This window comes from Leptospira barantonii (assembly GCF_002811925.1).
Classification (GTDB): Bacteria; Spirochaetota; Leptospiria; order Leptospirales; family Leptospiraceae; genus Leptospira; species Leptospira barantonii.
In genome coordinates, this window is sequence record NZ_NPDS01000004.1 from 180784 (window position 1) to 203927 (window position 23144).

Below are 23144 nucleotides of genomic sequence, written 5' to 3' on the forward strand. Positions count from 1 at the left end.
AAGGCCGCGATCAGACTTTCCGTTTCCCTTTAATATTTTAAACCGACTTAAAAAACACAGATAACGATTTTATACTGTGCCAGCGACATTTGCGGAGGACATAATTGAGACTTTCTCTAAAAGATATTGATGATATATTCTCGGCTTTGATCGAGTTGGATTCCGACAAACAGGACTATCAAATTTCCATAAAGGAATACACCGCGTGTTTATCGAAAGAACATTTGATGAAAATTCTCATCGGTAAAAAGAGCGAGAGTTGGCAATCCTTTAAGGCGGATCTTGTTTCTTATCTATCCAAATTGGGTTTTGAATGGAAGCCATCGCAAGGCCAAGGTGGACCGATGAAATTGACTAAGGTATATCTTCCTCGTGGAATCGGAACTCTTCTTGCGAAGAGAATTTTTGATACGATACAGGACGGAGAATTGGGGGAGGCCTTATCTTTCATTTTTCCGAATATGATGAATTATTTAAAAAACGACCCTTCGATTTTGAACCTATCGGCGGTGCGAGAAGGTTTTAAGGATTATGTTTTCAACAACAGCACCTATAAGTTTAAGAGAGGTAAGGGGAATTATTTTTATAAGACGAAAAACGAATTCGTCTATTATGGAAACGAGAACAAACAAGACGAGATCGGTCTTGGAAAATTAATTCTTCCTAAGCTCGCGGAATGTCTTTCTTTGGAAGTCAGAGACGCTCAATTCGATCGGGGAGGCGGTAAACTTCAGAATTATGATTTCGTAGGATATAAGATCGAATCGGATCTGAATTTCGACACTCTTTCGGTTTACACCTTTGAATTGAAGGCTTCGAATTCGATCGACTCGATTACAAAAGCGATCAGTCAGGCGATCAATTATAAATCTTTTTCGAATTATTCGTATATTATCATTCCGATGTTTGATTATGAACTCTTTCACGATAAGGATCGTTTTGAAACGTTTAAACAACTCTGTAGCGCGAACGAGATCGGAATCATTTCAATCGAATTCAACGAGAACAACGAACTCAAGGAAGTCTATGAAGTGACTTCTCCTCCGAGAAGAGAACTTTTTGAAAAAACTACCGCTTTTGAAATACTTGAGAATGAGAATTTGGAAACCTGTCCGCTTTGTAAAAGAATCGTTTCTAAAACGGGAAGAAACAATTGTTCCTGGCTACTGGCGATCGATAACGACAATCAATGTATGAAACTGCTAATGGACAAGGCCGCGATCAGACTTTCCGTTTCCTAAACTCCTTCTTTTTCGAATCGATTCGTTTTTATAAGACGACCAAAAACAAAGAAGGCTAATTCATTCTAAGTTCTTGCTTTCTCCGATAAGATTTCGATCTTTGGTTTTGAATCATTGGAGAATGGATATTTTTGGAATGAACGCCGTAAAAAATGAAAACGCATTTTTGATTTGTATGCTCCTGGGACTTGGTTCCGTTTTGGGACTTTCCGGGATCGATTTGGTTCTTCCGAGCATTCCTTCCTTACCCGAAATTTTGGGAGGAGATCAGACCGCTTCCCAATTTGTGATCGCGTCCTTTGTCGCCGGGACGGCGTTCGGAATGCTTTTGTTCGGGAATCTTGCTTCTCGGATCGGAACTTCTTCACTTTTATTTTCCTCTCTCACGTTATACGCCATTGCATCCTTTGTTTGTTCTTTTGCGGAGAATCTGGACGTTCTGATTCTTTGCAGATTCTTTCAAGGGCTTTTCTCTTCCGCGCCCGCCGTTCTGGCTCCTGGGATCGCGAAAAATCTTTTCGATGAAAAGGGAGCGACCAAGGCTCTCGGAATGTTGGGAAGTGTAGAATCCTTAGTTCCCGCGTTGGCTCCGATCGTGGGAGTTTGGCTTTTGACTTTCGGAACTTGGAAGTATTCTTTTTTTCTCACGGCCTTTCTTTCCATTCTTCTTGCGCTTGTTTTCTTGTTCGTTCGCATCGACAACGTCGGCGTTCCATCGAACGGAAAACAAGGCTCTTATCTTTCCTTACTGAAATCCCCCGTCTTTCAAAGATATTCCCTCAGCCAAGCATTGAACTTAGGCGGTTTGTTGGTTTTTGTTTTCGGCGCTCCGGTAGTGATCGTAAAAACGATGAACTCGGATATCTCCAAGTTCGCGCAGATGCAAACAATCGGAGTCGCGTTTTTTATCGCTGGCGCGGTTTTGTCTCCTTCCGTTCTCAGTCGAAAACTCAAACCGGAACGTCTGATCACGATCGGAACCCTTTGTTCTTTGATCTCTTCGATTCTTCTGGTAGTATATTCAATTTTTGGAAACAACAATCCGAATGTGGTTCTTATGATCTTTCCTTTGATGAACGTCGGCTTGGGACTTCGCGGACCGACCGGATTCTTAAGAGGAATCATCTCCGCAAACGGAGACGACAACCGAGCTTCTTCTTTGATTCTTCTTTCGATCATCACGGTCACTTCGGGCGGAACCGCGCTGATCGCTCCGTTTTTGAACTACGGTCTTTTTGCTTTGAGTTTATTCGCGGGAGTTTTGCATCTGGCGGCCTGTTTGGTTTTACTTTTCCTACCTAAGTTGCCCGAGTCCTAAGAAATTGAGATTGTTCTGAAGTCGTCGGATCAAAAACAGTATATTTATGATCCAGGAACTTCAGCTTCGCGTCGTCCCGGAGGTTGCGGGGCAGGACGAGGCGCTCAAGAACTTCGTTTCCAAAAAGATAAAAATCGACTCGAGTGAAATTCGTCACATCGAGATTCTCAGCCGTTCCATAGACGCAAGACAAAGAACGGTTTATTACAATCTCAACGTTTTGATTTTTATCCGAGAAGACTTCGTTGAAAAGCCGATTCTTCTTCCTGACTTCCCCAATGTGTCTAACGCGGAAGAGGTGATCGTAATCGGCGCCGGACCCGCCGGTCTTTTTGCGTGTCTTCAACTCATTCTTTCCGGTTTAAAACCCGTTCTTTTGGAAAGAGGGAAGGACGTATCTAAACGCCCTTTCGATTTAAGAGAAGTCAACATTCATCACAACGTAAACGAGGATTCCAATTATTGTTTCGGAGAAGGTGGAGCCGGAACCTACTCGGACGGTAAACTTTATACAAGATCCAAAAAGAGAGGGAATGTTCGGCAAATTCTCGAATGGCTCGTCGGATTCGGAGCGGACAAGGACATTCTCGTCGAAGCGCATCCTCATATCGGAACGAATAAACTTCCGAAGATCGTAAGACGGATCCGCGAAAAAATCGTGGAGATGGGCGGGGAAGTTCATTTCGAAAAAAGGGTCACCGACTTTTTATTAAACGGAAATCAAATTCAAGGTGTGATCACGAAGGATGGTGATAAGTTCCATTCAAAAAACGTAATTCTTGCGACCGGTCATTCCGCCAGAGATATATTCGAATTGTTGCATCAAAAAGGAATCGAACTCGAACTCAAACCAATCGCGGTCGGTGTTCGAGTGGAACACAAACAATCCTTGATCGATTCGATTCAATATCGTTGCGACGTACGCGATCCTTATCTTCCTCCTTCTCCTTACAGCGTTGTAAAACAAGTGGATGGAAGAGGGGTTTATTCTTTTTGTATGTGTCCCGGAGGCGTTGTAGCTCCTTGTGCGACGAAACCGGAAGAGATCGTTACGAACGGTTGGTCCTCTTCGAAACGTGCGCGACCTTCCGCGAACTCGGGGATCGTAGTCGAGTTGAGAATGGAAGACTTTAAACCGTTTGCAAAACACGGTCCCTTAGCCGCGATGGAATTTCAAAAAGCGATCGAACATAAGGCTTGGATCGCCGGAGGCCGCACTCAAAAAGCTCCCGCCCAAAAACTTGCGGACTTCGTGGAAGGAAAAATTTCATCCGATCTTCCGAAAACTTCTTATACACCCGGAATCACTTCCGTCGAGTTGAAAGAGGTTCTTCCGGACTTCGTTTATCAATCTTTACGAAAAGGTTTTCGGGAATTCGATCGCTCTATGAAAGGTTATCTTACGAACGAAGCGGTCGTTCATGCGCCCGAGACGAGAACTTCTTCGCCGGTTTGTATTCCGAGAAATGGAGAAACCTTGCAACACATTCGAATCCAAGGTTTGTATCCCTGCGGAGAAGGCGCGGGTTACGCGGGAGGAATCGTTTCCGCGGCGATGGACGGAATCCGATCGGCCACCGCTTGTGCTTCCACGAAGGCGAGTTGAAAAAGTCTCGGACCTTCGGATACATGAGGAGATTCTAATATGAAATTGAGTTCCGCGATTCTTCCGTTTCTTTTTGCTTTGATCGCCGCGATCGGAAATGCGTTCTACGCGTATGGTCAGAAAAAATCCGCACCGACTGCGGGGCCGTTCCTGTTTTTGATTCCCACGTTGATCGTTTGTATTTTTCTTTTGGTCGTTTCCTTCTTCTTTTACAAACCGGAGGATTGGAGAGATTATCTTTCTCAGAATCGGATTTATTTTTGGTTGAGCGGTGCGGGACTTTACTTTACGTTTTTGGGATTTTATCTTCTGTATAGCAGATACGGAACTTCGTATTATATTCTCTACGCCGTTTTTTCGATTTTGACGACTTCTATCTTTGTGGGTGCGTTTCTTTTTTCGGAGCGTTTAAATCTGTATCATTATTTTTCGATCCTGGCCGCGTTTGCGGCGATTCTTCTTTTTAATCTCGGCCAAAACGTTTCGAAATGATTTTTGAATGAGAATGGAACCGGATCCGATCCTTCTGGATCGACTCAAAAGTTTACACGCTCAGGGGAAAGAACATCTACATGGTGATCTTCTGACCCATCTGACCGGGACCTTTTACATCTTGGTGGAGTGGGGTTCCTCAATCGATCTATGCAATGCCGGGCTCTATCACGCTGTTTATGGAACGTTCGCATTTCAGGATTCTCTTTTGGAAACGACGGCTCGTAAAGAAGTGGAGAACTTGATCGGAAGCAAAGCGGAAACGTTAGTCTATCTTTATGGAACCTGTGATCGGAATCATCTTTACGCTCAATTCGGAAACGGAAAACCGATTCTGCATAAGAATCGGCTTACGGACGAAGTCCGGGTTTTAGAAGGAAGAATATTAAACGAACTCTGCGAATTGACCGCGGCCAACGAACTTCAACTCGCAACTGCAGACGATAAGTTTCTGAAAGAATACGGACCGGAACTCAAGGATTTGTTCGAAAGAATGGATCCTTATCTTTCAAAAAACGCCTCGAATCTGTGCAAATCCGTTTTTTTAGAATATTAGAGATTCATAAACTGTTTGTTTAAGGTTTCCAAATCCCGGATCAAGTCCGCGGGTTTGGGTTGAATCGTTTTTGCGAGTTTCATTCCGTCGTCGATCAGATCTAAAATCAGTTTTTTTTCCGCGATCGCTCTCGCGGAAGGCATCGACTTTCTTTCGTTTCTGTAAATCGAAGCCTTTTCGTCTATGATGGAAACGATCTTATTCAACGCGTGAATCTTCGCCTGTTCTTCTCCCATAAAAACCTCCGTGCTTTTGCGAGAGTTTAACCGGTTTGAGAATTTCGGAAAGCTATTTTTGAAATCGTTTTCGCAGAACGGACGTTAGTGTTTGTCTTTCCATCCAGAGAAGAAGGGCGCAGATCGCGGCGCTTGCGAGCGCTAAAAAGAATAGAAGTCCTCCGTCGTTTTCCTGTTCGATCCCGATCACGAATAGATGGGAAAAAATCGCGCCGGACATGAGTCCGAGTCCGAGCAAAGCGCCGATCGAGTTGGATCCCGGCACGAACAAAAGAATCGCCGCGATCAATTCTAAAACACCCGTGCCGATTCTTCCCCAAGGTTCTATACCGAGTTTTGTAAAAATCAAAACCGATTCGGGCGCGCCCGTGAATTTGTAGAATAAGGTCTGTAAAAATATGAATGCGACCACGGCGCGTAAAAAATAGAATAAAATATTTTTTGAATTGGAATCGAACTTGAACAAGAAGGTTTCTCCTTTGGATTCTGCGGAGTTCTTCGGGCTTGGTTCGAAAGGGTTACACTTAGGAAAGAATTTTCGGAGTTGTTCGTATTAAAAAAACCCGATGAGAACCTCGAGGTCCCCAATCGGGTTATCCTTTCGAAACACTTCGCTCTTTTTTTAAAAAGACGAATTAAAGTTTAACGATACATCTCTTCGATTTCGTTTTTGTACTTATCGGAGACCACGTTCCGTTTGATCTTCATCGTTTGTGTCAGTTCGTCTCCGGGCTCGAATTTTTTATCTAGAATCCGGAAACTCGAAACCTTTTCGAAATTTTTAAAACCGTTTTCGTTCGAGACTAGGTTCTTGATCTCGTTTTTGAAAAGCGCGATCACGTCCGCGTCTCCGTTCAAATTTCGGACTTCGCTTAACATTTTAGAACGAAGTTCCTTCAAATATTTTTCCAAAGCTTCCTCGTTCGGCACGATCAAGGCTCCGAGAGTTTTCTGATCGTGTCCCACCACCATAGCCTGATGGATGAATTGGCTCCGAACCAGAGCGAATTCGATCGGCTCGGGCTCCAAATTCTCCCCGCCTAAAAGAACGATCGTATCCTTGGCTCTTCCGGAATACTTCAATTCTCCGGAGGTAGTCCAAGCCAAAAGATCGCCCGAGTTCAACCATCCGTCCGAGCTCAAAATCTCCTTCGTCTTTTCCTGTTCCTTGTAATAACCTTTCATGACGTGATCGCCTTTGTGCCAAGCGATTCCCTTAACTCCGGGTTGGGTGATCTCTTTTCCTTTTTCATCCATGAGTTTGATCTGAACTCCGGGAATACAACGTCCGAGTGTTCCCACCGTGATCTCTCCCAAAATTCTTCTGGTGGAAATACCGGATAATTCGGTCATTCCGTATCCTTCCAGAATCGGAATTCCGATCGCGTTAAAGAACGTATCGATGTATTGAGGCAAAGCTCCTGCTCCGGAAAGTGCGAATCTCAATTCTCCGCCTAATCCTTGTTTGATTTTGTTGAACGCGAGTTGCGCCACCTGGTTCGGAATCCAAAGAAGAATTACGATCCAAAGCGAAATGAATTTTTGCCAAAGCGAAGCGAACGTGGATTGTTCCGTTAAGGAATATTCCAAACCTTGCAAGCGAGAGATATGTTTATAATACGTGATCGCGATTTCCTTAAACGCTCCGAATAGAGCCTGTTGCACCGGAGAAGCGCTTCTCACCTTGTCATGGATCTTATTGTAAAGACTTTCCCATACTCTCGGAACCGAAAGAAGCAATGTCGGTTTAATATCCGATAGATCCTGACTGAGAGTGGAGATAGAAGTAAAGGCCTCGGCTCCTCCGGCGCGGACGCAGATGGTTTCGACCAATCTTTCCGCGATATGCCAAGGAGGAAGATACGCCATACTTCTGTCCGTAGGATATACGTTGAGGTCTTCGCCTAACAAGGTGCTATCGACGTTGAACACGATGTTCTTGTGCGTGAGCATCACACCTTTCGGTTTTCCGGTCGTTCCCGAAGTGTAAACGATGGTCGCGAGATCGTCTTCTCGGATCGCGGAGCCCCTTTTATGAAACTCATCCTTACCCTTGCTTTGAATCCAGGTTTTTCCTTTTTGAATCAAGTCGTTTAACAAAATGATCTCGAATGGTTCCGTGTTTTCGATCGTTCCCTTTTGATCGAACAGAATGATTTTTTTGAGATGGGGGAATTCAGACTTCTGAGCGAGAACTTTTTTTAATGCGACTTCGTTTTCCAAAAACGCGATCGAACATTCCGCGTGGTTGAGAATGTATCGAAGATCTTCTCCGGTTGAATCGGTTCCTCTCGGAACGTCCACACAACCGATGTTCGTAATTCCCATACTACACCAGAGCCAACGCGCTCCCGAATCCGCGATCAGACCGATCGGAGTTCCCGGTTCCAACCCTAAAGAGATAAGACCCGAGCCGATTTGTTGAACGGTTTCATAAAGATTTTTGAAACTGTTTGCCTGATAATTCTTACCGTCCGGTTTGTAATATTGCGCAGTGTGATCCGCGAACGTTTCCGCCGAGGCTTTCATAACATGATATAGGGTTCTGGATTGGATTTTCGGAATGGGATTGGTTTTCATAGCAGGGAAGGATTCTATGAAAACCTTTCATTCAGTCGAGAAAATTTTTCATTCTTTAGAAATTCCTAATCGAGTCCGAATCGTAACAAGAATGAAAACGAAGAGGTTTTAGTGTTGGATTCGGTTTCTTCCGGAGGTTTTCGCCGCGTAAAGATTACGATCCGAGTCGGAAATCAAATCCTGAACCGTGGTCGCTTCCGAATCCACGCTACAAGCGATCCCGATTGAAACCGTGATTTTTGCGAACGGACTTTTGATATGAGTGATTTCCATCGCTTCGATTTTTTCCAGAATATTTAATGCGACAACTACAGCGCCGTCGATCGGAGTATCCGGAAGGATCACCGCGAATTCCTCCCCGCCGTATCGAGTCACCATATCGTGCGATCTTCTAAGACTGGCTCGGATCTCTCTCGCGACTCGGATTAAGGCGCGATCCCCTTCCACGTGCCCGTATGTATCGTTGAACTGTTTGAAAAAATCCACGTCGATCATCAGCAAAGAAAGGGGAGAATGGTGTCTCGAAGATCTGCTCCACGCCATTCGGATTTGTTCGTCGAAGTATCTACGATTGAAAATCCGGGTGAGAGGATCCATATAAGAAAGTTCTTCGAGTTTGCCGGCGTATTCTTCGATTTCCTCTTTTTCTTTTCGAATCGTTCGAATTCTTTCCGAAAGCGCGAGTGATAAAAACAAAACGCTGAGAATGATGCCCGTTTGTAAAAACGGAATCGCCGGTGCGTCTTTTAAAAAGAATCCGAATCGGCTCAGTGCAAAGATGATTCCTCCCGAAAGAGTGAAGAACCAAGCCGTCAAAAAAATGATCGCCTTACGATCTCCTTTGATCGCTCTGAAAAAGGAGATCAAAAAGATCACCGTCATCTGCAAAAGAGGGAATAGGGAAGTAAACGGAATCAGATAACGTCCCGGAAGAATCGGAATCAAAAATCCCAACGCGATTCCCGCCCAAAGAGAGGCTTTTAAAAACAAATTGAGAAGGGAATAGTTCTTTTTCGTATCCAGATACGAAGCGAGGAACAACGCCATAAAAATCATCATCAGGGCGATCGCTTCCAGATGAAGTTGGTTGATGAAGATCGGCTGGTCCTGGAAAAACCATTCGAACGCGTATCCGGGAAGGATCATCTGGTGCAAAAGAACGGCGAGAATTAAAAAAGAATAATATAATAAATATCTTTCGCGGATTCCCACATAAAGAAAAAAGTTAAAGAACGCCATGACGGCTAACGCGCCGAAAAAGGCCGAGTCCTTTGCGAGTTCCACCTTCGTTTCGCGGATTCTTTCCTTGTTCTCGTAGAGGGTCATGGACAGACTGAGCGCGCCTTCCGAAAACACGCGGACCAAAATTCTCGCCTTACCCTTGTTAGAGATCGGTAAAGGAAACATGAACAGTTTGTTTTCGATCGGTCTTGAATAAAACGGAAGGGAATCTCCGGTTTTATATTCTCCCTTGAGTCCGCCGGAGGTTTGATAATACAGATCCACTTGATCCAAATGAGGATAATGCAACGCGAGCGAGAATTCCTGATCCACTTTTTCGGGAGTTTCCACGTCGAAAACCAACCAATAGGGAACCGGATCGTATCCGAAACCGAAGGTTGTATTTTGAATTTCACGAACCGGGATTTTTTCGAGATCGTTGAAAAAATTCTCGGGAAGATAACGCGATTCCGGATCGCGTATCAGATAGACGGATTTTAAGAGAGGTTGTTTGCCGGCGAATTCCGGTTTGATGACCACCGCGGGATCCAGTGCGAATAACGAATGAGCGGAAACGAATATTCCGAAAATAAAAAGCGTATATTTCATTCGAACTGGAATTCGCATTCGGAACAAGATGAGTTCTCCAAAGGATTTGTCAAAGATTTTCGAAAAGAAATTATTTTCCGAAAATCGGATTTACCGAATCGGAAAATTCGTTATACTTGAATATTAATTTCGTGACTCTTTCATCGGTTAATTTTCAGAATGACTGGAACAGACTTAGAACAAGGAACCGCAGGTGGCTACAGATCCGATCCAATCAGAAGAATCCAAAACGGGCGTTTTCCGCGAACAATTGCGTAAGAGGTTTGGTTTTTTCATAAATATCAAAAATCTTTTTTACCTTGGTATCCGGGCGAAACTCGCGCTTTTTACCGGAGCATTGATCGCGCTTACCGTTATGATTCTTTCCGCCATCGACGTTCATCAACAGACGGAAATTCTTACACAAAGTTACGAAAAAGAAGCCGCAATTTCCAGACATTATATCTCGAGTTTGGTTCTTGAACTGGAGAATCTTTCGAGCAGTTTGATCCGGGTCGAATCCTTTCGAGAACGGGTAAAACGTCAGAGCCAGGCTCTTCGTAAATACAGAACGAGGGTGGTTACTCAAGAAACAAAAGAAGTCAGCTTTTTCGGATTCAAGACGAAACTTTTCGGAGTTCTGGGAAAAGAACGTAAGTCGTCCATTAAGGATACTTACTATTCCGTTTATCTTTCCAAGGCGGACATCGAGGAACTTGAAAAGAATACCAAGTTTTTACTGAAGGATCCGAACGGTCTCGCCATCTCCGACGCGATGTACACAAAACTCAAAAACATGGCGCATCTGGTCGCGGTATTGGAAGCGGATTTAAACGAACAAAAACAAAAATGGGACGAACTCCATTCTCAGGAAAAAATTTCCGAAAAAGCGAAACAAGACGTGGAACACGGAATGGACAATCTGAAGAACGGAATCGAAAAGGCCAGAAATCATCTCGATCATTCCATTCTCGAGTTGGCTCTTCCGAAACAACACAGAAAGATCGAAGAACTCGGACTCAACATGTCCCAGTATAGAATTCAGACCTTTCCGGTGATCTCAAATCAGATCAAAGAACACCTCACTCCTTCTTTCGATACGAAAATTTTCAAACAGGACGTTTCGATCAATTCGAACATCTTTCTAAACGACATCGATTCGAACTTAAAGGATTCTTTCGCTAAAATTCTTTCCTTGGATTTTTCTCAGGATACGGATCAAAATTCTTACACGATCGGAAAGATGGAATTACAAACGCTGTATTCTCCGATTTTCAGAAACCAAAGTTCCACCGAAAGAGCCAATCGACTCAAGGAAGAATTGCCCGACTTCGCCAAACGTTATCTGCAACAGGACGCGAATTATGCCGCGCAGATCCGCGACTTGGTCACCCCGTTGAAAAAAAGAATTCAGGAGCTGAAGGATAAAAAACCTCCGCTTCCTCCGTTTCAGGACAAAACGTTTCGGGATCTTTATGCGCGTTATGCGAAACTGATCCAAGAAAGGGATACAAAGTTCGAAACATTTCGAAACGAATTTTCCGAAGATAAAAAGGATTTTGTCGAGGCCGCGCAAAAACTCAAGGTCTTAAAACAAAAACATCCCGTAAAAACCCGCGTCGCATTTCCGATTCAGAGCGAAACCGACGTTCTCATCGACGCGTTAGGCGAGCTTAGGAACGCGGGTCTTGAGGATCTGATCGTCTTACGTTTCAGTCAAAGTTCCGGTAATTATTCCGATTATCTCAGAGATCCGAAGGAACAAAATCTTTCCAAGGAAAGATGGGACGCGATCCGAGAATGGATTTACTCCGGCAAAAGCGAAACTCCGACTCCTCAGTTGAAAAAACTGATACCATACGGAATCGTCGCAAACTCGAGAAGTGAGGCCGAGGAAATTCTTTGGAGCCTCGATTCCAAACCTCTTCTCGCGGATTCCGGCGAGGAGGTAAGCGCGACGATTCTTTCCGTGAACCTTTCTGGAATTTCAAGAACCATCGTGGATCGAACCGAAGGTCTGGAGATGATTCAGAAGAATAAGAATTCCGCGATCGGAACCGCGTTGCTGATCTGTTTGGCCGCGATCGTTTTTGCGGTTTTAATTTCCGGTTTTGTGGTTCAAAAAATCAAACGGATCATCTTTCATGCGAGAGAGGTCGGTCAGGGAAATTTGGAAGTTCACTTCGAACAAGGCGGAAAGGACGAACTCGGAACTCTTACGATCGCTTTGAACTCGATGGTGACCGGTCTTAAGGAAAGGGAGAAGATCAAGAATATTCTCGGGACGATGATCGATCCGGTCGTGGTCAGCGAGGCGATGGTGGATCTCGCGGCTCTCAAACGAGGAAGCGAGAAAAGAATCACCGCATTCTTTTCGGACGTAGCAGGCTTTTCGAATATTAGCGAAAAGTTAACTTCCGTCGAATTAGCGTCTTTGTTAAACGAATATCTTTCCGCGATGACCCTGATTCTGAAAAAACACGAGGGTGTTTTGGACAAGTATATCGGGGACGCGATCGTGGGAATTTTCAACGCGCCCGTCGAAGTGGACAAACACTGTCTCAAGGCCGCGGCGGCTTCCGTGGAAATGATCGAAACTCTCGAAGGACTCAGACAGGAATGGAAGGCCAAGAAGGCTTATATCCCCGAGGCTCAGGAGATGCAGATTCGAATCGGACTCAACACCGGACTGGCAAAAGTGGGTTTTATGGGAACCGATTCCATTTCGGCTTATACGATGATGGGAGATACGGTAAACCTCGCGGCGAGACTCGAAGCGGCGGGAAAGGATTACGGTGTGAGCATTCTCGTGAGCGAATCCGTTCAACACGAGATCAAGGACGAATTCTTTACGAGATTGTTGGACGTCGTGCGCGTCAAAGGGAAGAATGAACCCGTTCGACTTTACGAATTGATCGGAAGACCGGATAACGTATCCGAAAGATTGGAAGCTTCCGTTCTTGAGTTTTCCAAAGGATTCGAGGCGTATCTCAACCGAGAATGGTCCTTAGCCCAGGAACTTCTCGAAAGTTCGCAGATGACGAGAGGAAGTAAGGACAAGGCCGCGCATCTACTGATCGAACGTTGCGAGGAATACAAACACAATCCTCCCGAAAAAACCTGGGACGGGGTTTATACCAGAACTCATAAGTGAAACAAGGTTTCGATTCCCAGGAAAAACAAACCGCTTAAGAATATCAGAATAATAGAATATTCTTTTTTGAATTTCAGTAGAGCGACACAAAGGATTGTCCAAAACAACGGAAGCCATTGTGTCGTTGCGATCGGATTTTGGACCCAACTCGTCGCCGAAGTTTGCGGAAATATCAAAATGGACTTAGCGAAAAATACGCTTAGATAAAGAATCACCGCACAAACACACGCGGTCACATAACTGAAACATACTCGAATCCATTCGGATTCTTTCGTTTTTTCGACAAGACTCGCTCCTCCCAAAATCAGAATGAAGGAGGGTAAAAAAGTATAATAGGTCGTTAATAAAAGTCCGAGCAAACCGGAACCGATTCCACCAAACCGATGAGCGCCCGCTAAAAATCCGATGAAGGTCAAAACCATCACGAGAGGTCCCGGAGTACTTTCGCCGAAAGCGAGCGCGTCCAACATTTCGTTTGAGGAGATCCATCCGGCTTGTTGCGTTGCAAATTCGGCCACGGAAGGAAGAATCGCATACGCGCCGCCAAACGTGAGAAAGGCGGTCTTCGTGAAGAACAAAATCAAGTCCTTCCAGAACAAAAACTCCGCTTTCAAAAAGAATAATATTCCTAAGAATGGAGTCGCCCAAAGAATCAAACCGATACTTCCGGTTCGTCCTAGGTTTTTTAAAAGCTCGGAATTTTTTTCGCGTTCTTCGTCGAAGGAGGTTTGAAGATCGATTCGTTCCGAGGTCTCGGCTTCCGTCGTTTCCGACTTGGATGTCGTAATTTGGTATTTTAGATTTGCCGTTTTTGAGGAAGACGTTTCCGCAAAGTCCGAGTTTGTATCCATATCCGAATTCTTTTTACCGAAAAGAAATACCGTCCAGCCGAACAATACGGAAGCCAAAAGAAGATACGGATACGAAATTTCAAAAAACAAAATTCCGATTGCGGATAACGCGAAACAAAGAATTTGTCCGTTGGATTTCAGGCTTTTTAGAACCAGATTTCCGAAAGCCAAAAGAATCACCGCGAGAATCGCGGGTTTGACCCCGTTTAAAAACGAAATTACGTACGGAACATTCCCATAAGAAAAGTAGAATATACTAATCAGTGTAAAGATCAACACGGCGGGAAGAACGAACAAAAGTCCGGCGAGAATTCCTCCCTTTACCCCGTGCAAAATCCAACCGAGATAAGTGGCCAACTGTTGAGCCTCAGGTCCCGGAAGAATCATACAATAACTCAAAGCGTGGGAAAATTTATCTTCGGAGATCCACTTCTTTTCTTCCACGAGGGTTTTGTGCATCAGACTGATTTGTCCCGCGGGACCGCCGAAACTGAGCCAACCGAGCTGAAACCAAAAACGAAGCGCTTCTCCGAAGGAAGGAATCAACCCGGAAGTCTCCCGATCTTAAAGAATAAGGGCCATTCTACGATTCTCGAAGGAGTAGAACCCCATACGTTTCGGATTTCCGTTTCCACGAGTAGAACCGGATCGGATTCGTTTTTTTGAATGTATTTCTGAACGCTGGACCAGGTTCTTAAGTAACCTAACACGTGTTCGACTGTCCATTCTTCCTTCATCGCGAAATAGGGCGCTGTGATCGTTTCGAACGGAAACGCGATCGATTTATATTCTTCTTCCACGTATTTTCTTTCGGGAGGCCAATACGAACCCACGATCTCTTCGTAGAGTTTATCCACGAGCGCATCCACTTCCGGAGTAATTCTGTGCATATTATAGCCCCAGATCGCGAGGACCCCGCCTTTTTTGCCGACTCGAATCGCTTCCTTGTAAAAAGGTTCGAAATCGAACCAGTGAAACGCCTGTGCGACGGTAATCAAATCTACTTCATGATTTTCTAATGTAGAATTCTCCGCTTTGCAGACTTTGTATTCTACGTTTTTATGCGGTTCCGCGCTGGAAATCTGATTTGCGCTTGGATCGGTTGCGATTACTTTTTGAAAAACTTCTCCGAGAGAAACGGCGGCTTGACCGGTTCCGGTTCCACAATCCCAAACAACGTTTCCGTTCGGAACGAGACTTTTGAGATAGGAAAAAAGTTCATCGGGATAACCGGGGCGAAATTCGGAGTAAGAAGAGGAGTGGGAGGAAAAATGATCTCTGAAACTCATAGGCCCATGCTTTCAGAGATCATCGTGCAAACTCAAGTAAGAATTTAAAAAGCTCCGTCGGGATGTTTCTTAAATTCTTTCTGATTGATAAAAAGATATTGATATTGGATTTGTTTTCCGTCTTTCGTCTTTGCTTGAATCATCAAGGGAAGGAACGTCGATTTTTTAGCAAAATCCGGGATCTTTACCGTATAATCCGGAGAATGATTTTCTTCGATCACGTTCTTACTTTTGATTTTGATGCTTACCGATTCCGGTTGAACTCCTTCCAGATGAATCTTAAATTCCTGACCGGTCTTCACCCAAGATCCGTCGAGAATGGAAACGGAAATTTTTGGAGGAGGCGCCATGGTAAGAATGGAGTTGAATGCCGATTGTGATTGTCCCCAAGGAACCAAGGAACGATGAACGTTGTAAACGGGAGTTCCCGGAAGATTCTTCCCAGGGTTAACCGTAAACGCCATTCTATAACCGATCGCCTTTGCTTCTTCGATCACTCTCGGATCAAAAAGACCGAACGGATACGCGAGATCCACAACCTTTCTTCCCGTTTTCGTTTCCAAAATCTGTTTGGATTCCAAGAGCTGTTTGCGGATCAACGCGCGGCTCATCGTTGGAAGTTTAGGATGATACAATGTGTGAGAACCTAAATCCAAAACACCGCTATCAAGCGCGCTTCTCAACTGATCCCAGGTCAGATAGTATTTCTTTCCGGAAGAAATGATGGAAGGATAGATAAAGATGGAAGCGGTAAAGCCGTATTTTTTCAAAAGAGGAACCAACACTTCCAAATGTGTTTTGGAACCGTCGTCGAACGTCAGAAGAATCGGTTTTTCGGGAAAGTCCGAAGGTTTTTTGCCGTTGATATAATCGTAGAACTGATCCAAACGAACGGTTTTATAACCCGCCGCTTTGAGAAACTTAAACTGCTCTTCCAAAAGATTCGGATGAAGATTATAACCGCCCATCGGTCCGCCTTCCGCGGCTAAGTGATGATAACAAAGAACGGGAACTCCACCGCCGGAGACGGATTCAAAACCTTGGGTCGCATAACTCGGAGTAGACGGGGTGTCGTCTTTAACGGTAGGAAGCGCGTCCTCGTATTTTTTCTTTTTGGAAACGGAAGAATTCTTTTCATCCTTTCCCTTTTTGATCTTGGATTTTTTGGAAGGAGCTTCGGATGTTCTTTCTTCCGATTTGGATTCGCCCGAGCCGGAATCGCTTACTGGAGTTTTTTCCTTTTGATTCTTTTTAGAAACGGTTTCTTTGGATGATTCTTCCGAAACGTTCGAGGATTTAGATCCGTTCGTTTTCGGTTCCGATTCTTTCTTCGGGGAAGAATTTGCGGTCTTTCTTTTTTTTTCGGGATTTAAAAAGTCGTCCACGGGAGACGCGACTGCGATCGAAAAGGAGATAAAACATAGAAGCGCGAAGGTAGTAAGAGAAAATCGCGTTTTAGAAACGGATTTTGAAGTTGGTTTAAGAGTTGAATTGGAAATAAGTTTTTGTGTGTACATTCCGAGTTCCGGGAAAAGAGTCTTCGGTTAGTCTTTTAGAGCCTCTTTCCCCGGCAAGCGATTCCCGGAGTCCTTCAATTGCAGAATTTCTCGAACGAATTTTCCGCTTCCTTATGGCCTATGATCTCGGCTGTCTTCCAATCCGCGCATGCCTTTTGTTTTTCTTTGATCGCCCAGTTTGCGACCGCCCTGTTGTTCAGAGCGTTCGTGTAGGTCGGTTTCAATCGGATCGCGGAAGAAAGATCTTGGATCGCTCCTTGATAATCGGAAATTTTAATTTTTGCAAAACCTCGGTTGTTGTAAGCCGTGGCGTAGTCGTCTCGTTTTTCAATAGCTTGACTGTAATCCGAGATCGCACCCGTTTCGTTCCCGGATTTGCTCTTAGCAAGTCCTCTGTTGTTGAGAGAAACGGGGTTGTCCGGGTTTACGTCCAGATCCCTTGAATAAAACTCGATCGCTTCCAAATACTCTCCGCTCTTAAACTTGGAATTCCCTAGTTGAAAGGGATTCGGTTCCGCTTTACGAGTGGAAATCGGCTCCTGTGTTTTCTCCTGTTCGGTGGAACAGGAAGAAAACAACGTAACGGTTAGGCAAAAAGTAAAAATCGATATAAGTCTCGATCTAAGATCGAAAGGGACCATAAAAAGCCTCCGGAGGAAGCTTATTTCCCTTCCTTCTCCCGGATCAATCTCTTTAAGACCGATTCACTGTGGGAGCAGAGTTTCAAAATTCCGCCCTTTGCCGGTTTTTGTTTATCGAGTTCCAAAAGTTGAGAAGCAAATCGGAACTTTCTGCGGATATGATTCACAGCCGGAATCGAAGTTTTGAAACTTCTCGCCAACTCATGGTCTGTTAAACCTTTTGTGTTGAGGTCGAAGAACTTGCCGAGCTTGTCTTTATCCCAAACGATCTTCTGATCCGTTCGGTAATAATTGTGTTGTTCCAGACGTTTGCTGTTGCGCTCGTAAGAACCTTGGTTCCTCTTCTTTCTCCAGAAGGGATGTCGGTTCCGCGCATACTTGATATCATCGATCGTATACCCGGTGGATGTTAACCATTCCGAAGTGATACTCGATTTTTTAGGTCCGGTCAGTTTCGATTTAATCGATAACTCGATGTACTGCTCCGGTGTCGATGCTGATAGTAGTTTCCGTTTTTCTTTTTCGTAGATTTCCATATTGTTTTACGCTCATTTATCCTATCCGGAGAATTTAGATTCTCCGAATTCAGGAACTATTCTTATCACAATATGTTTAACTTGAAAACATTTTTCCGAAGTTAAATAGAATTTATCGAATGTATTTGTAAGCATCACAAGTACATCCGATGTAATCGTTTACTTACCAGCGAAAGTTACCCTCTTTTATAAAACCGAAGCCGATAGGATCACTTGAAACTCCCGGACATACAACTGCGGCCTTACCCGTTAAACGAAATGAAGAACTACGTTTAGTAACCGCGTTTGCTATCGAGTTGGAAACGGACTTAAGAGGAAAGCTTGTACGAATCGTAAGAATGGATTCCTTACCGTTGTTCGTAATGTTTACCGGAGAACCGGTTAAGAACTTATCGTTTTCAAGAAAAAGTTCGAAATTCAGATCTTGGAATTGTAAATCGGAAGCCGCCTTATTGTTTAAGACGAGTTCGAACTGAGTGTCTATAGAAATATCCAAAGCATCCAATCCTGCGTTTAACGCGGAACCGGGTGATTTCTTATTCTTAGGAGAAAGAAGAGCGTCTAAAAACGATACGGCCTTCTTAGCCAGTTCTTCGCTATTTGCGGATTCCGTAATCTTTGCAACATCCGGTTTGATGATTTTAAAATTTCTGATTTCTATGTTCGGAAGAACCGCAGGAATCAATCTTTCATCCTGAAACGGGAACTTTAAAGAATCGGTGCCTGCAAGAACCGCATATTTTTCGGGAATCGGAAGAGCGGCTTCACCTTCCACGCGTATGAGAAGTTCTTTTTTACCGGGAACCTTCTTATACAAGGCCGCAAGGTCCGCGTATTTCAGTTTTACTTCGATGGGAAGAGGCTTTTTGGAAGAACCTTGAACGGAATCCAGCTTGAGTTGCACCTTGCTGAACTGCGTGCCTTCTATCTTAACGTCCAGATTCAAGCTGGAAGCGGGAAGATTGATCGGATACGGATTTTTAACTTCGGTTTGAATGATGAGTTTGATATCTTCCAGGGTGATTTCGGCGATTTCCACCTTTTCAAAGGAAATTTCGGGGGTTTTGATCTTACCTTTTAAAGTCTGCAGTTCCGCACAACCGCTTAGAAACGGCAAAAGAAAGAAGATTAGAAGAAGGGATATTTTTGATTTCAAGAAGGATCCTCCAATTTGAGTAAATACTGATTTAGAAGAATCGAATTCGATTGAAAAGAAAGATTTTCAAAATGGACGATCGCAAAAACGGAAAAAACGCCCCAAGTCGGGCGGAACATGAGTGAATGCTCGGGTATTGCGTCTAACGTAGAAGTTAAGGTCGCTATAAAGAATGTTATAGATCGAATTTTCGTTTAGAATCGACTTAGATTTTGTTTAAATCGATTCTAAATTTTAAAAAATTCTAAAGTAGATTCAAACGGGTTGTCCGAGTCCGATCACTTCCAAAAACTTTGCGGGTCTTTTCGAGTTTAAGTTGAGAATCACCCAATCCGTACTCGCGTTGCAGGAAAGGGTTTCGTTTTGGCAGAGAATTCTTTGTGTGAAGACCGCACGGGTAGGGCTTTTTAGAAACAGATCCGATTCGATCGTAATCGTTTCCGGATAACCGATTTCTTTTTTGAATTCGAGCCCGATGGAAAGAATCACAGGTCCGAATCCTTGTTCCTTTAACGTTTCCATGGAAAATCCCCAGTCCCGCATCGCTCTCATACGAGCCTCGTCCAGATAACCTTGAAAATTTTTATTATTCACGTGGTTGTTCGGATCGAGTTCATCCCAGCGAACTCCGATTTGAGTCAAATGTCCTTTTTTGATTTCTGTCAATTCTTCCGTTTTCATTCTCTTTACCTCTCTAAAAATCGCGTTTCGGAACGGAATCGTTCCAGGTAGGATGTTTCTCCCGTCGCTCTCGCGAGTAACATTGCCCCTCTCCAAGAAGATTCCAAAAATTGAATGCGATGGAGAACGTTTTCGTTTGCTCCGATGTCGCTGTTCTTCTGTTTGTCTTTCTCGTTTTGATTTACTTGAAGAGAATTTAGAATTTCATTCGAGATCCGATCCAAAGAATCCTTCAATCGATTTCGGAGTTCCATTCGTTTCGAGGAAGAATGTTGAGCCAAGACGTTGATCAAACAGGAAAATCCGTCTTGTAGGAGTTCCGTTTCCAAAAGAATTTTCTGTTCGTAAAGATAGGTTAGGGCAGACAATCCTCTTCCTCCCTTTTCGATCGTTTGTTCGTTCCAAAGGATCGCGTTGTTCGTGTATTCTTCCAAGGCTTCGAGTAAGAACTGATCTTTGGAAGTAAAGTAGTTGTAAAAAGAACCTTTGGGGATCTTGGATTCGTCAGCGATTTCTTGGATCCCGATTCCGTCGGGACCGTACAGTCGAACGAGTCGGATTCCGGCCTCGAGAATCGTCTTTCTTTTGAGTTCTGATTCTTTTTGAGAAATTTTCATTCTTTGTAAACTCTTGAGCCGTTTGTCGGAAGTTTGATTTCGTTTGGATCGTTTTTATTTAAAGCGACTGGTCATATTAAAGTCAAGTGAAATTTGTGGGAACTCATACAAATTCTCAGGAGAAGGGCACGATTTCCGGAATAAAAGGCTTGCGGATATCAAGATATCTTGATATTGTATCCCCAATGGAAACCTTAGAGGCAAAGATTTATTCGGGCGTTGGTCCGAAACAGATTCTTTCGGCCCTCAAAGCGCTTTCCGACGAAACGAGAATCCGAATTCTCCACATTCTATCCTTATCCCCGTTGAACGTACAAGAAATTACGGAAGTTTTGAGAATGGGCCAGTCCCGAGTTTCCCGACATCTCAAAATCTTAACCGACGCGGGATTTTTGATCCCGGAACGGGAAGGGTCCTGGGTATATTACCGAATTCCGGAGGAAAAGAAGGATCCGGATTTTTCTTCCGAGGTTACGGATCTTCTTTTGGCTTATAAAGAGGATCTACCGTTTAGAACCGAGGATCAAACTCAGATTTCGGAAATTCTTTCCAGAAGAGATCAGAAAAACACATTCTATTTTAATAATGTAGCTCAGGATTGGGAATCGATTCAAAAGGACGTTTTGGATCCCGCGATCTATCGTAAGAAAATTCTTTCTTATTTGCCGGATTCTTCTTCGGTGATATACGACTTGGGTTGCGGACCCGGCGGTTTGATTCCTTATCTATTGACCAAGTCCGATCAGGTGATCGGCGTGGATTCTTCCCCGAAAATGGTGGAAGAGGCGCAAGTTGCGTTCGCGGGAAACGCACACGTTTCTTTGATCCATTCTCCCTTGGAAGATGTGGCTTCCTCTGCGACGATCGAAGCGGATGCAGTGGTGGCGTCTATGGTGCTCCATCACCTTTCCAATCCTCCCGCGGTCATTCGCGAAATTTATAAAATTCTAAAGCCCGGCGGGACCTTCTGTCTTGTGGATTTGAAAAAACACAACCAGGAGTTTATGAGGGATAACTTTTCCGATCTTTGGTTGGGATTCGACTATTTGCTTTTACAGGATTGGCTGGAACTTTCCGGTTTTAGAGTCAGCGCCCACGAGGAATTCGATACGGGCAACGTTTTCAAAATTTTGATCATTCAAGCAACGAAAAAGGAGGACTAGAATGTCCGCAACAACACAGGAAAAAGGCTTAAGCTATAAAGTAAAGGATCTCTCCCAAGCAGAGTGGGGAAGACAAGAGATCATTCTGGCTGAAAAAGAAATGCCGGGTCTTATGGCTTTGAGACAGGAATACAAAGGTAAAAAACCTTTAGCGGGAGCAAGAATCGCAGGATCTCTTCACATGACGATCCAAACTGCGGTTCTTATCGAAACCCTGACGGAATTGGGAGCGGAAGTTAGATGGTCTTCTTGCAATATCTTTTCGACTCAGGATCACGCGGCGGCGGCGATCGCTAAGGCTGGAATTCCGGTTTTCGCATGGAAAGGTGAAAGTGAAGAAGAATACTGGTGGTGTATCGAACAGACCATTTTCTTCGGAGACAAAGGACCGAACATGATCCTCGACGACGGAGGAGATCTTACCGCTTATGTTCACGAGAAATATCCTCAATTGTTAAGCGAAATCCGCGGTATCTCCGAAGAGACGACTACGGGCGTTAAGAGTCTTTATAAACTTCTCAAAAAGGGAGAATTGAAGGTTCCTGCTTTCAACGTAAACGACTCCGTAACGAAATCCAAATTCGACAACCTCTACGGTTGCCGTGAATCTCTCGCGGACGGAATCAAAAGAGCGACCGATGTTATGCTCGCCGGTAAAGTGGCTCTCGTTTGCGGTTTCGGAGACGTAGGTAAGGGTTCCGCGGCTTCTCTTAGAAACTTCGGCGCAAGAGTGATCGTAACCGAAATCGATCCGATCTGCGCTCTTCAAGCTTCTATGGAAGGTTATCAAGTTCTTCGTGTGGAAGACATCATCGAACAAGTCGACATCGTAGTAACCGCAACCGGTAACGACGACATCATCACTCTCGAACACATGAAAGCGATGAAAGACGGAGCGATTCTTTGTAACATCGGACACTTCGATACGGAAATTCAAATGTCCAGATTGAACGGCGAAAAGGGCGTAACCAAAAAAGAAATCAAACCTCAAGTAGACAAATACACTTTCCCAGAAGGTAAATCCATTATCGTTCTTGCGGAAGGTCGTCTTGTAAACCTGGGTTGCGCTACAGGCCACCCTTCTTTCGTAATGTCTTGTTCTTTCACCAATCAGGTATTGGCTCAGATCGAACTTTACAACACGAAATACGAGTTGGGAGTTTACACTCTTCCGAAACATTTGGATGAGAAAGTTGCGGCTCTTCACCTCGAGCAGTTGGGAGTTCGTTTAACAAAACTGAACCAAAAACAAGCGGACTATTTGGGAGTTCCGGTAACCGGACCTTTCAAACCGGAAAATTACAGATATTGATCTGATCCGCAGACTTCCGGTGCGCGCTTCGGACTTAAAGTCCGACGGTTCGTATCGGGAGGATCGGTCTTCTCGGAAACGATGGCTTACGTTGTAACGGAACCTTGCAGGCATTGTAAATACACTTACTGTGCCGCGGTTTGTCCGGTCGAAGCCTTCCGAGAAGGAACCGATTGTCTTTATATCGATCCCGAGGTTTGTATCGATTGTAACAAGTGCAGACCCGAATGTCCGGTCGAAGCGATTTACCCCGATTACGAGGTTCCTTCGATCTGGCGTCATTGGACGGGAGAGAATGCTCGGAAATCGAAACATTCTCCTTTAATTTTGGACGTAAAGGTCCCCTTAAAAAAAGAGGGATGTGTTGATCCAAATTTTTGAATATTAGA

The 23144-nt window shown here is 44.3% G+C and carries 21 protein-coding genes; 9 read left to right on the forward strand and 12 right to left on the reverse strand.

From position 1 onward, the window contains the following. The first annotated feature begins 104 nt into the window (after positions 1–104). From CH367_RS11015 to CH367_RS11035, 5 genes are all read left to right on the forward strand, one after another. Positions 105–1241, forward strand: coding sequence for a hypothetical protein (locus tag CH367_RS11015; protein WP_100762552.1), 1137 nt, complete (start codon positions 105–107; stop codon positions 1239–1241). 136 nt (positions 1242–1377) lie between these two features. Further along, on the forward strand, positions 1378–2559 hold the full coding sequence (locus tag CH367_RS11020) for an MFS transporter (protein WP_165783269.1): 1182 nt from the start codon (positions 1378–1380) through the stop codon (positions 2557–2559). 46 nt (positions 2560–2605) lie between these two features. Next, the gene (locus CH367_RS11025) at positions 2606–4165 is read left to right on the forward strand and encodes an NAD(P)/FAD-dependent oxidoreductase (RefSeq protein WP_100762554.1); all 1560 of its coding nucleotides are present in this window, start codon (positions 2606–2608) and stop codon (positions 4163–4165) included. 39 nt (positions 4166–4204) lie between these two features. Beyond that, on the forward strand, positions 4205–4657 hold the full coding sequence (locus CH367_RS11030; protein ID WP_100762555.1) for an EamA family transporter: 453 nt from the start codon (positions 4205–4207) through the stop codon (positions 4655–4657). Between the two features lie 13 nt (positions 4658–4670). After that, entirely contained in the window at positions 4671–5213 is a 543-nt protein-coding gene (locus CH367_RS11035; RefSeq protein ID WP_165783278.1) for a DUF6817 domain-containing protein, read from the forward strand. On the opposite strand, the gene CH367_RS11040 is transcribed toward CH367_RS11035, so the two are convergent. The 4 genes from CH367_RS11040 to CH367_RS11055 all read right to left on the reverse strand — a co-directional run bounded on the left by CH367_RS11040 (position 5210) and on the right by CH367_RS11055 (position 9859). Next, on the reverse strand, positions 5210–5449 hold the full coding sequence (locus CH367_RS11040) for a hypothetical protein (protein WP_010572360.1): 240 nt from the start codon (positions 5447–5449) through the stop codon (positions 5210–5212). The genes CH367_RS11035 and CH367_RS11040 overlap by 4 nt on opposite strands. A gap of 52 nt (positions 5450–5501) precedes the next feature. Beyond that, a complete protein-coding gene (locus CH367_RS11045; protein ID WP_100762557.1) occupies positions 5502–5915 on the reverse strand; it encodes a DoxX family protein in 414 nt (137 codons plus the stop codon). Between the two features lie 176 nt (positions 5916–6091). Continuing rightward, entirely contained in the window at positions 6092–8029 is a 1938-nt protein-coding gene (locus tag CH367_RS11050; protein WP_100762558.1) for a long-chain fatty acid--CoA ligase, read from the reverse strand. Positions 8030–8137: 108 nt separating this feature from the next. Next, entirely contained in the window at positions 8138–9859 is a 1722-nt protein-coding gene (locus CH367_RS11055; protein WP_165783270.1) for a sensor domain-containing diguanylate cyclase, read from the reverse strand. Between the two features lie 193 nt (positions 9860–10052). Between CH367_RS11055 and CH367_RS11060 the strand changes: the two genes are divergently transcribed. Continuing rightward, positions 10053–12992, forward strand: a complete 2940-nt coding sequence (locus CH367_RS11060) for an adenylate/guanylate cyclase domain-containing protein (RefSeq protein WP_100762560.1) — start codon at positions 10053–10055, stop codon at positions 12990–12992. Here CH367_RS11060 and CH367_RS11065 read toward each other — a convergent pair. The 8 genes from CH367_RS11065 to CH367_RS11100 all read right to left on the reverse strand — a co-directional run bounded on the left by CH367_RS11065 (position 12983) and on the right by CH367_RS11100 (position 20280). Then, the gene (locus CH367_RS11065; protein WP_100762561.1) at positions 12983–14389 is read right to left on the reverse strand and encodes a chromate transporter; all 1407 of its coding nucleotides are present in this window, start codon (positions 14387–14389) and stop codon (positions 12983–12985) included. The two genes, CH367_RS11060 and CH367_RS11065, sit on opposite strands and share 10 nt — an antisense overlap. Continuing rightward, on the reverse strand, positions 14386–15132 hold the full coding sequence (locus tag CH367_RS11070) for a class I SAM-dependent methyltransferase (protein WP_100762562.1): 747 nt from the start codon (positions 15130–15132) through the stop codon (positions 14386–14388). Before CH367_RS11070 ends, CH367_RS11065 begins: the two co-directional genes overlap by 4 nt. A gap of 44 nt (positions 15133–15176) precedes the next feature. After that, complete coding sequence (locus tag CH367_RS11075; RefSeq protein ID WP_341865107.1) at positions 15177–16547, reverse strand: polysaccharide deacetylase family protein; 1371 nt, start codon at positions 16545–16547, stop codon at positions 15177–15179. 176 nt (positions 16548–16723) lie between these two features. Continuing rightward, on the reverse strand, positions 16724–17290 hold the full coding sequence (locus CH367_RS11080) for a tetratricopeptide repeat protein (protein ID WP_100762563.1): 567 nt from the start codon (positions 17288–17290) through the stop codon (positions 16724–16726). A gap of 20 nt (positions 17291–17310) precedes the next feature. Further along, the gene (locus tag CH367_RS11085) at positions 17311–17826 is read right to left on the reverse strand and encodes an LB099 family protein (RefSeq protein WP_100762564.1); all 516 of its coding nucleotides are present in this window, start codon (positions 17824–17826) and stop codon (positions 17311–17313) included. Between the two features lie 163 nt (positions 17827–17989). Beyond that, the gene (locus CH367_RS11090) at positions 17990–18982 is read right to left on the reverse strand and encodes an LEA type 2 family protein (RefSeq protein WP_100762565.1); all 993 of its coding nucleotides are present in this window, start codon (positions 18980–18982) and stop codon (positions 17990–17992) included. A gap of 255 nt (positions 18983–19237) precedes the next feature. Next, complete coding sequence (locus CH367_RS11095) at positions 19238–19663, reverse strand: acyl-CoA thioesterase (RefSeq protein ID WP_100762566.1); 426 nt, start codon at positions 19661–19663, stop codon at positions 19238–19240. A 5-nt stretch (positions 19664–19668) separates the two neighbouring features. After that, positions 19669–20280 carry a TetR/AcrR family transcriptional regulator gene (locus tag CH367_RS11100; protein ID WP_100762567.1) on the reverse strand — a complete coding sequence of 204 codons (612 nt, stop codon included), beginning with the start codon at positions 20278–20280 and terminating at the stop codon, positions 19669–19671. Between the two features lie 185 nt (positions 20281–20465). Here CH367_RS11100 and CH367_RS11105 point away from each other — a divergent pair, with 185 nt between their 5' ends. The 3 genes from CH367_RS11105 (at position 20466) to CH367_RS11115 (ending at position 23136) form a co-directional block, all read left to right on the forward strand. Beyond that, positions 20466–21443 carry an ArsR/SmtB family transcription factor gene (locus tag CH367_RS11105; protein ID WP_100762568.1) on the forward strand — a complete coding sequence of 326 codons (978 nt, stop codon included), beginning with the start codon at positions 20466–20468 and terminating at the stop codon, positions 21441–21443. 1 nt (position 21444) lies between these two features. Further along, positions 21445–22755, forward strand: coding sequence for an adenosylhomocysteinase (gene ahcY, locus CH367_RS11110; RefSeq protein ID WP_100762569.1), 1311 nt, complete (start codon positions 21445–21447; stop codon positions 22753–22755). An 81-nt stretch (positions 22756–22836) separates the two neighbouring features. Continuing rightward, complete coding sequence (locus CH367_RS11115) at positions 22837–23136, forward strand: indolepyruvate ferredoxin oxidoreductase subunit alpha (protein WP_100762570.1); 300 nt, start codon at positions 22837–22839, stop codon at positions 23134–23136. Positions 23137–23144 lie beyond the last annotated feature (8 nt).

What these genes read in the sequence shown, in the direction of transcription:
- CH367_RS11020 (WP_165783269.1), top strand. Translation starts at nt 1,378, where the DNA reads ATGAACGCCGTAAAAAATGAAAACGCATTTTTGATTTGTATGCTCCTG.
- ahcY (WP_100762569.1), top strand. Translation starts at nt 21,445, where the DNA reads ATGTCCGCAACAACACAGGAAAAAGGCTTAAGCTATAAAGTAAAGGAT.
- CH367_RS11055 (WP_165783270.1), bottom strand. Translation starts at nt 9,859, where the DNA reads ATGAAATATACGCTTTTTATTTTCGGAATATTCGTTTCCGCTCATTCG.
- CH367_RS11035 (WP_165783278.1), top strand. Translation starts at nt 4,671, where the DNA reads ATGGAACCGGATCCGATCCTTCTGGATCGACTCAAAAGTTTACACGCT.
- CH367_RS11040 (WP_010572360.1), bottom strand. Translation starts at nt 5,449, where the DNA reads ATGGGAGAAGAACAGGCGAAGATTCACGCGTTGAATAAGATCGTTTCC.
- CH367_RS11105 (WP_100762568.1), top strand. Translation starts at nt 20,466, where the DNA reads ATGGAAACCTTAGAGGCAAAGATTTATTCGGGCGTTGGTCCGAAACAG.
- CH367_RS11080 (WP_100762563.1), bottom strand. Translation starts at nt 17,290, where the DNA reads ATGGTCCCTTTCGATCTTAGATCGAGACTTATATCGATTTTTACTTTT.
- CH367_RS11030 (WP_100762555.1), top strand. Translation starts at nt 4,205, where the DNA reads ATGAAATTGAGTTCCGCGATTCTTCCGTTTCTTTTTGCTTTGATCGCC.
- CH367_RS11095 (WP_100762566.1), bottom strand. Translation starts at nt 19,663, where the DNA reads ATGAAAACGGAAGAATTGACAGAAATCAAAAAAGGACATTTGACTCAA.
- CH367_RS11085 (WP_100762564.1), bottom strand. Translation starts at nt 17,826, where the DNA reads ATGGAAATCTACGAAAAAGAAAAACGGAAACTACTATCAGCATCGACA.
- CH367_RS11115 (WP_100762570.1), top strand. Translation starts at nt 22,837, where the DNA reads ATGGCTTACGTTGTAACGGAACCTTGCAGGCATTGTAAATACACTTAC.
- CH367_RS11100 (WP_100762567.1), bottom strand. Translation starts at nt 20,280, where the DNA reads ATGAAAATTTCTCAAAAAGAATCAGAACTCAAAAGAAAGACGATTCTC.
- CH367_RS11025 (WP_100762554.1), top strand. Translation starts at nt 2,606, where the DNA reads ATGATCCAGGAACTTCAGCTTCGCGTCGTCCCGGAGGTTGCGGGGCAG.
- CH367_RS11050 (WP_100762558.1), bottom strand. Translation starts at nt 8,029, where the DNA reads ATGAAAACCAATCCCATTCCGAAAATCCAATCCAGAACCCTATATCAT.
- CH367_RS11070 (WP_100762562.1), bottom strand. Translation starts at nt 15,132, where the DNA reads ATGAGTTTCAGAGATCATTTTTCCTCCCACTCCTCTTCTTACTCCGAA.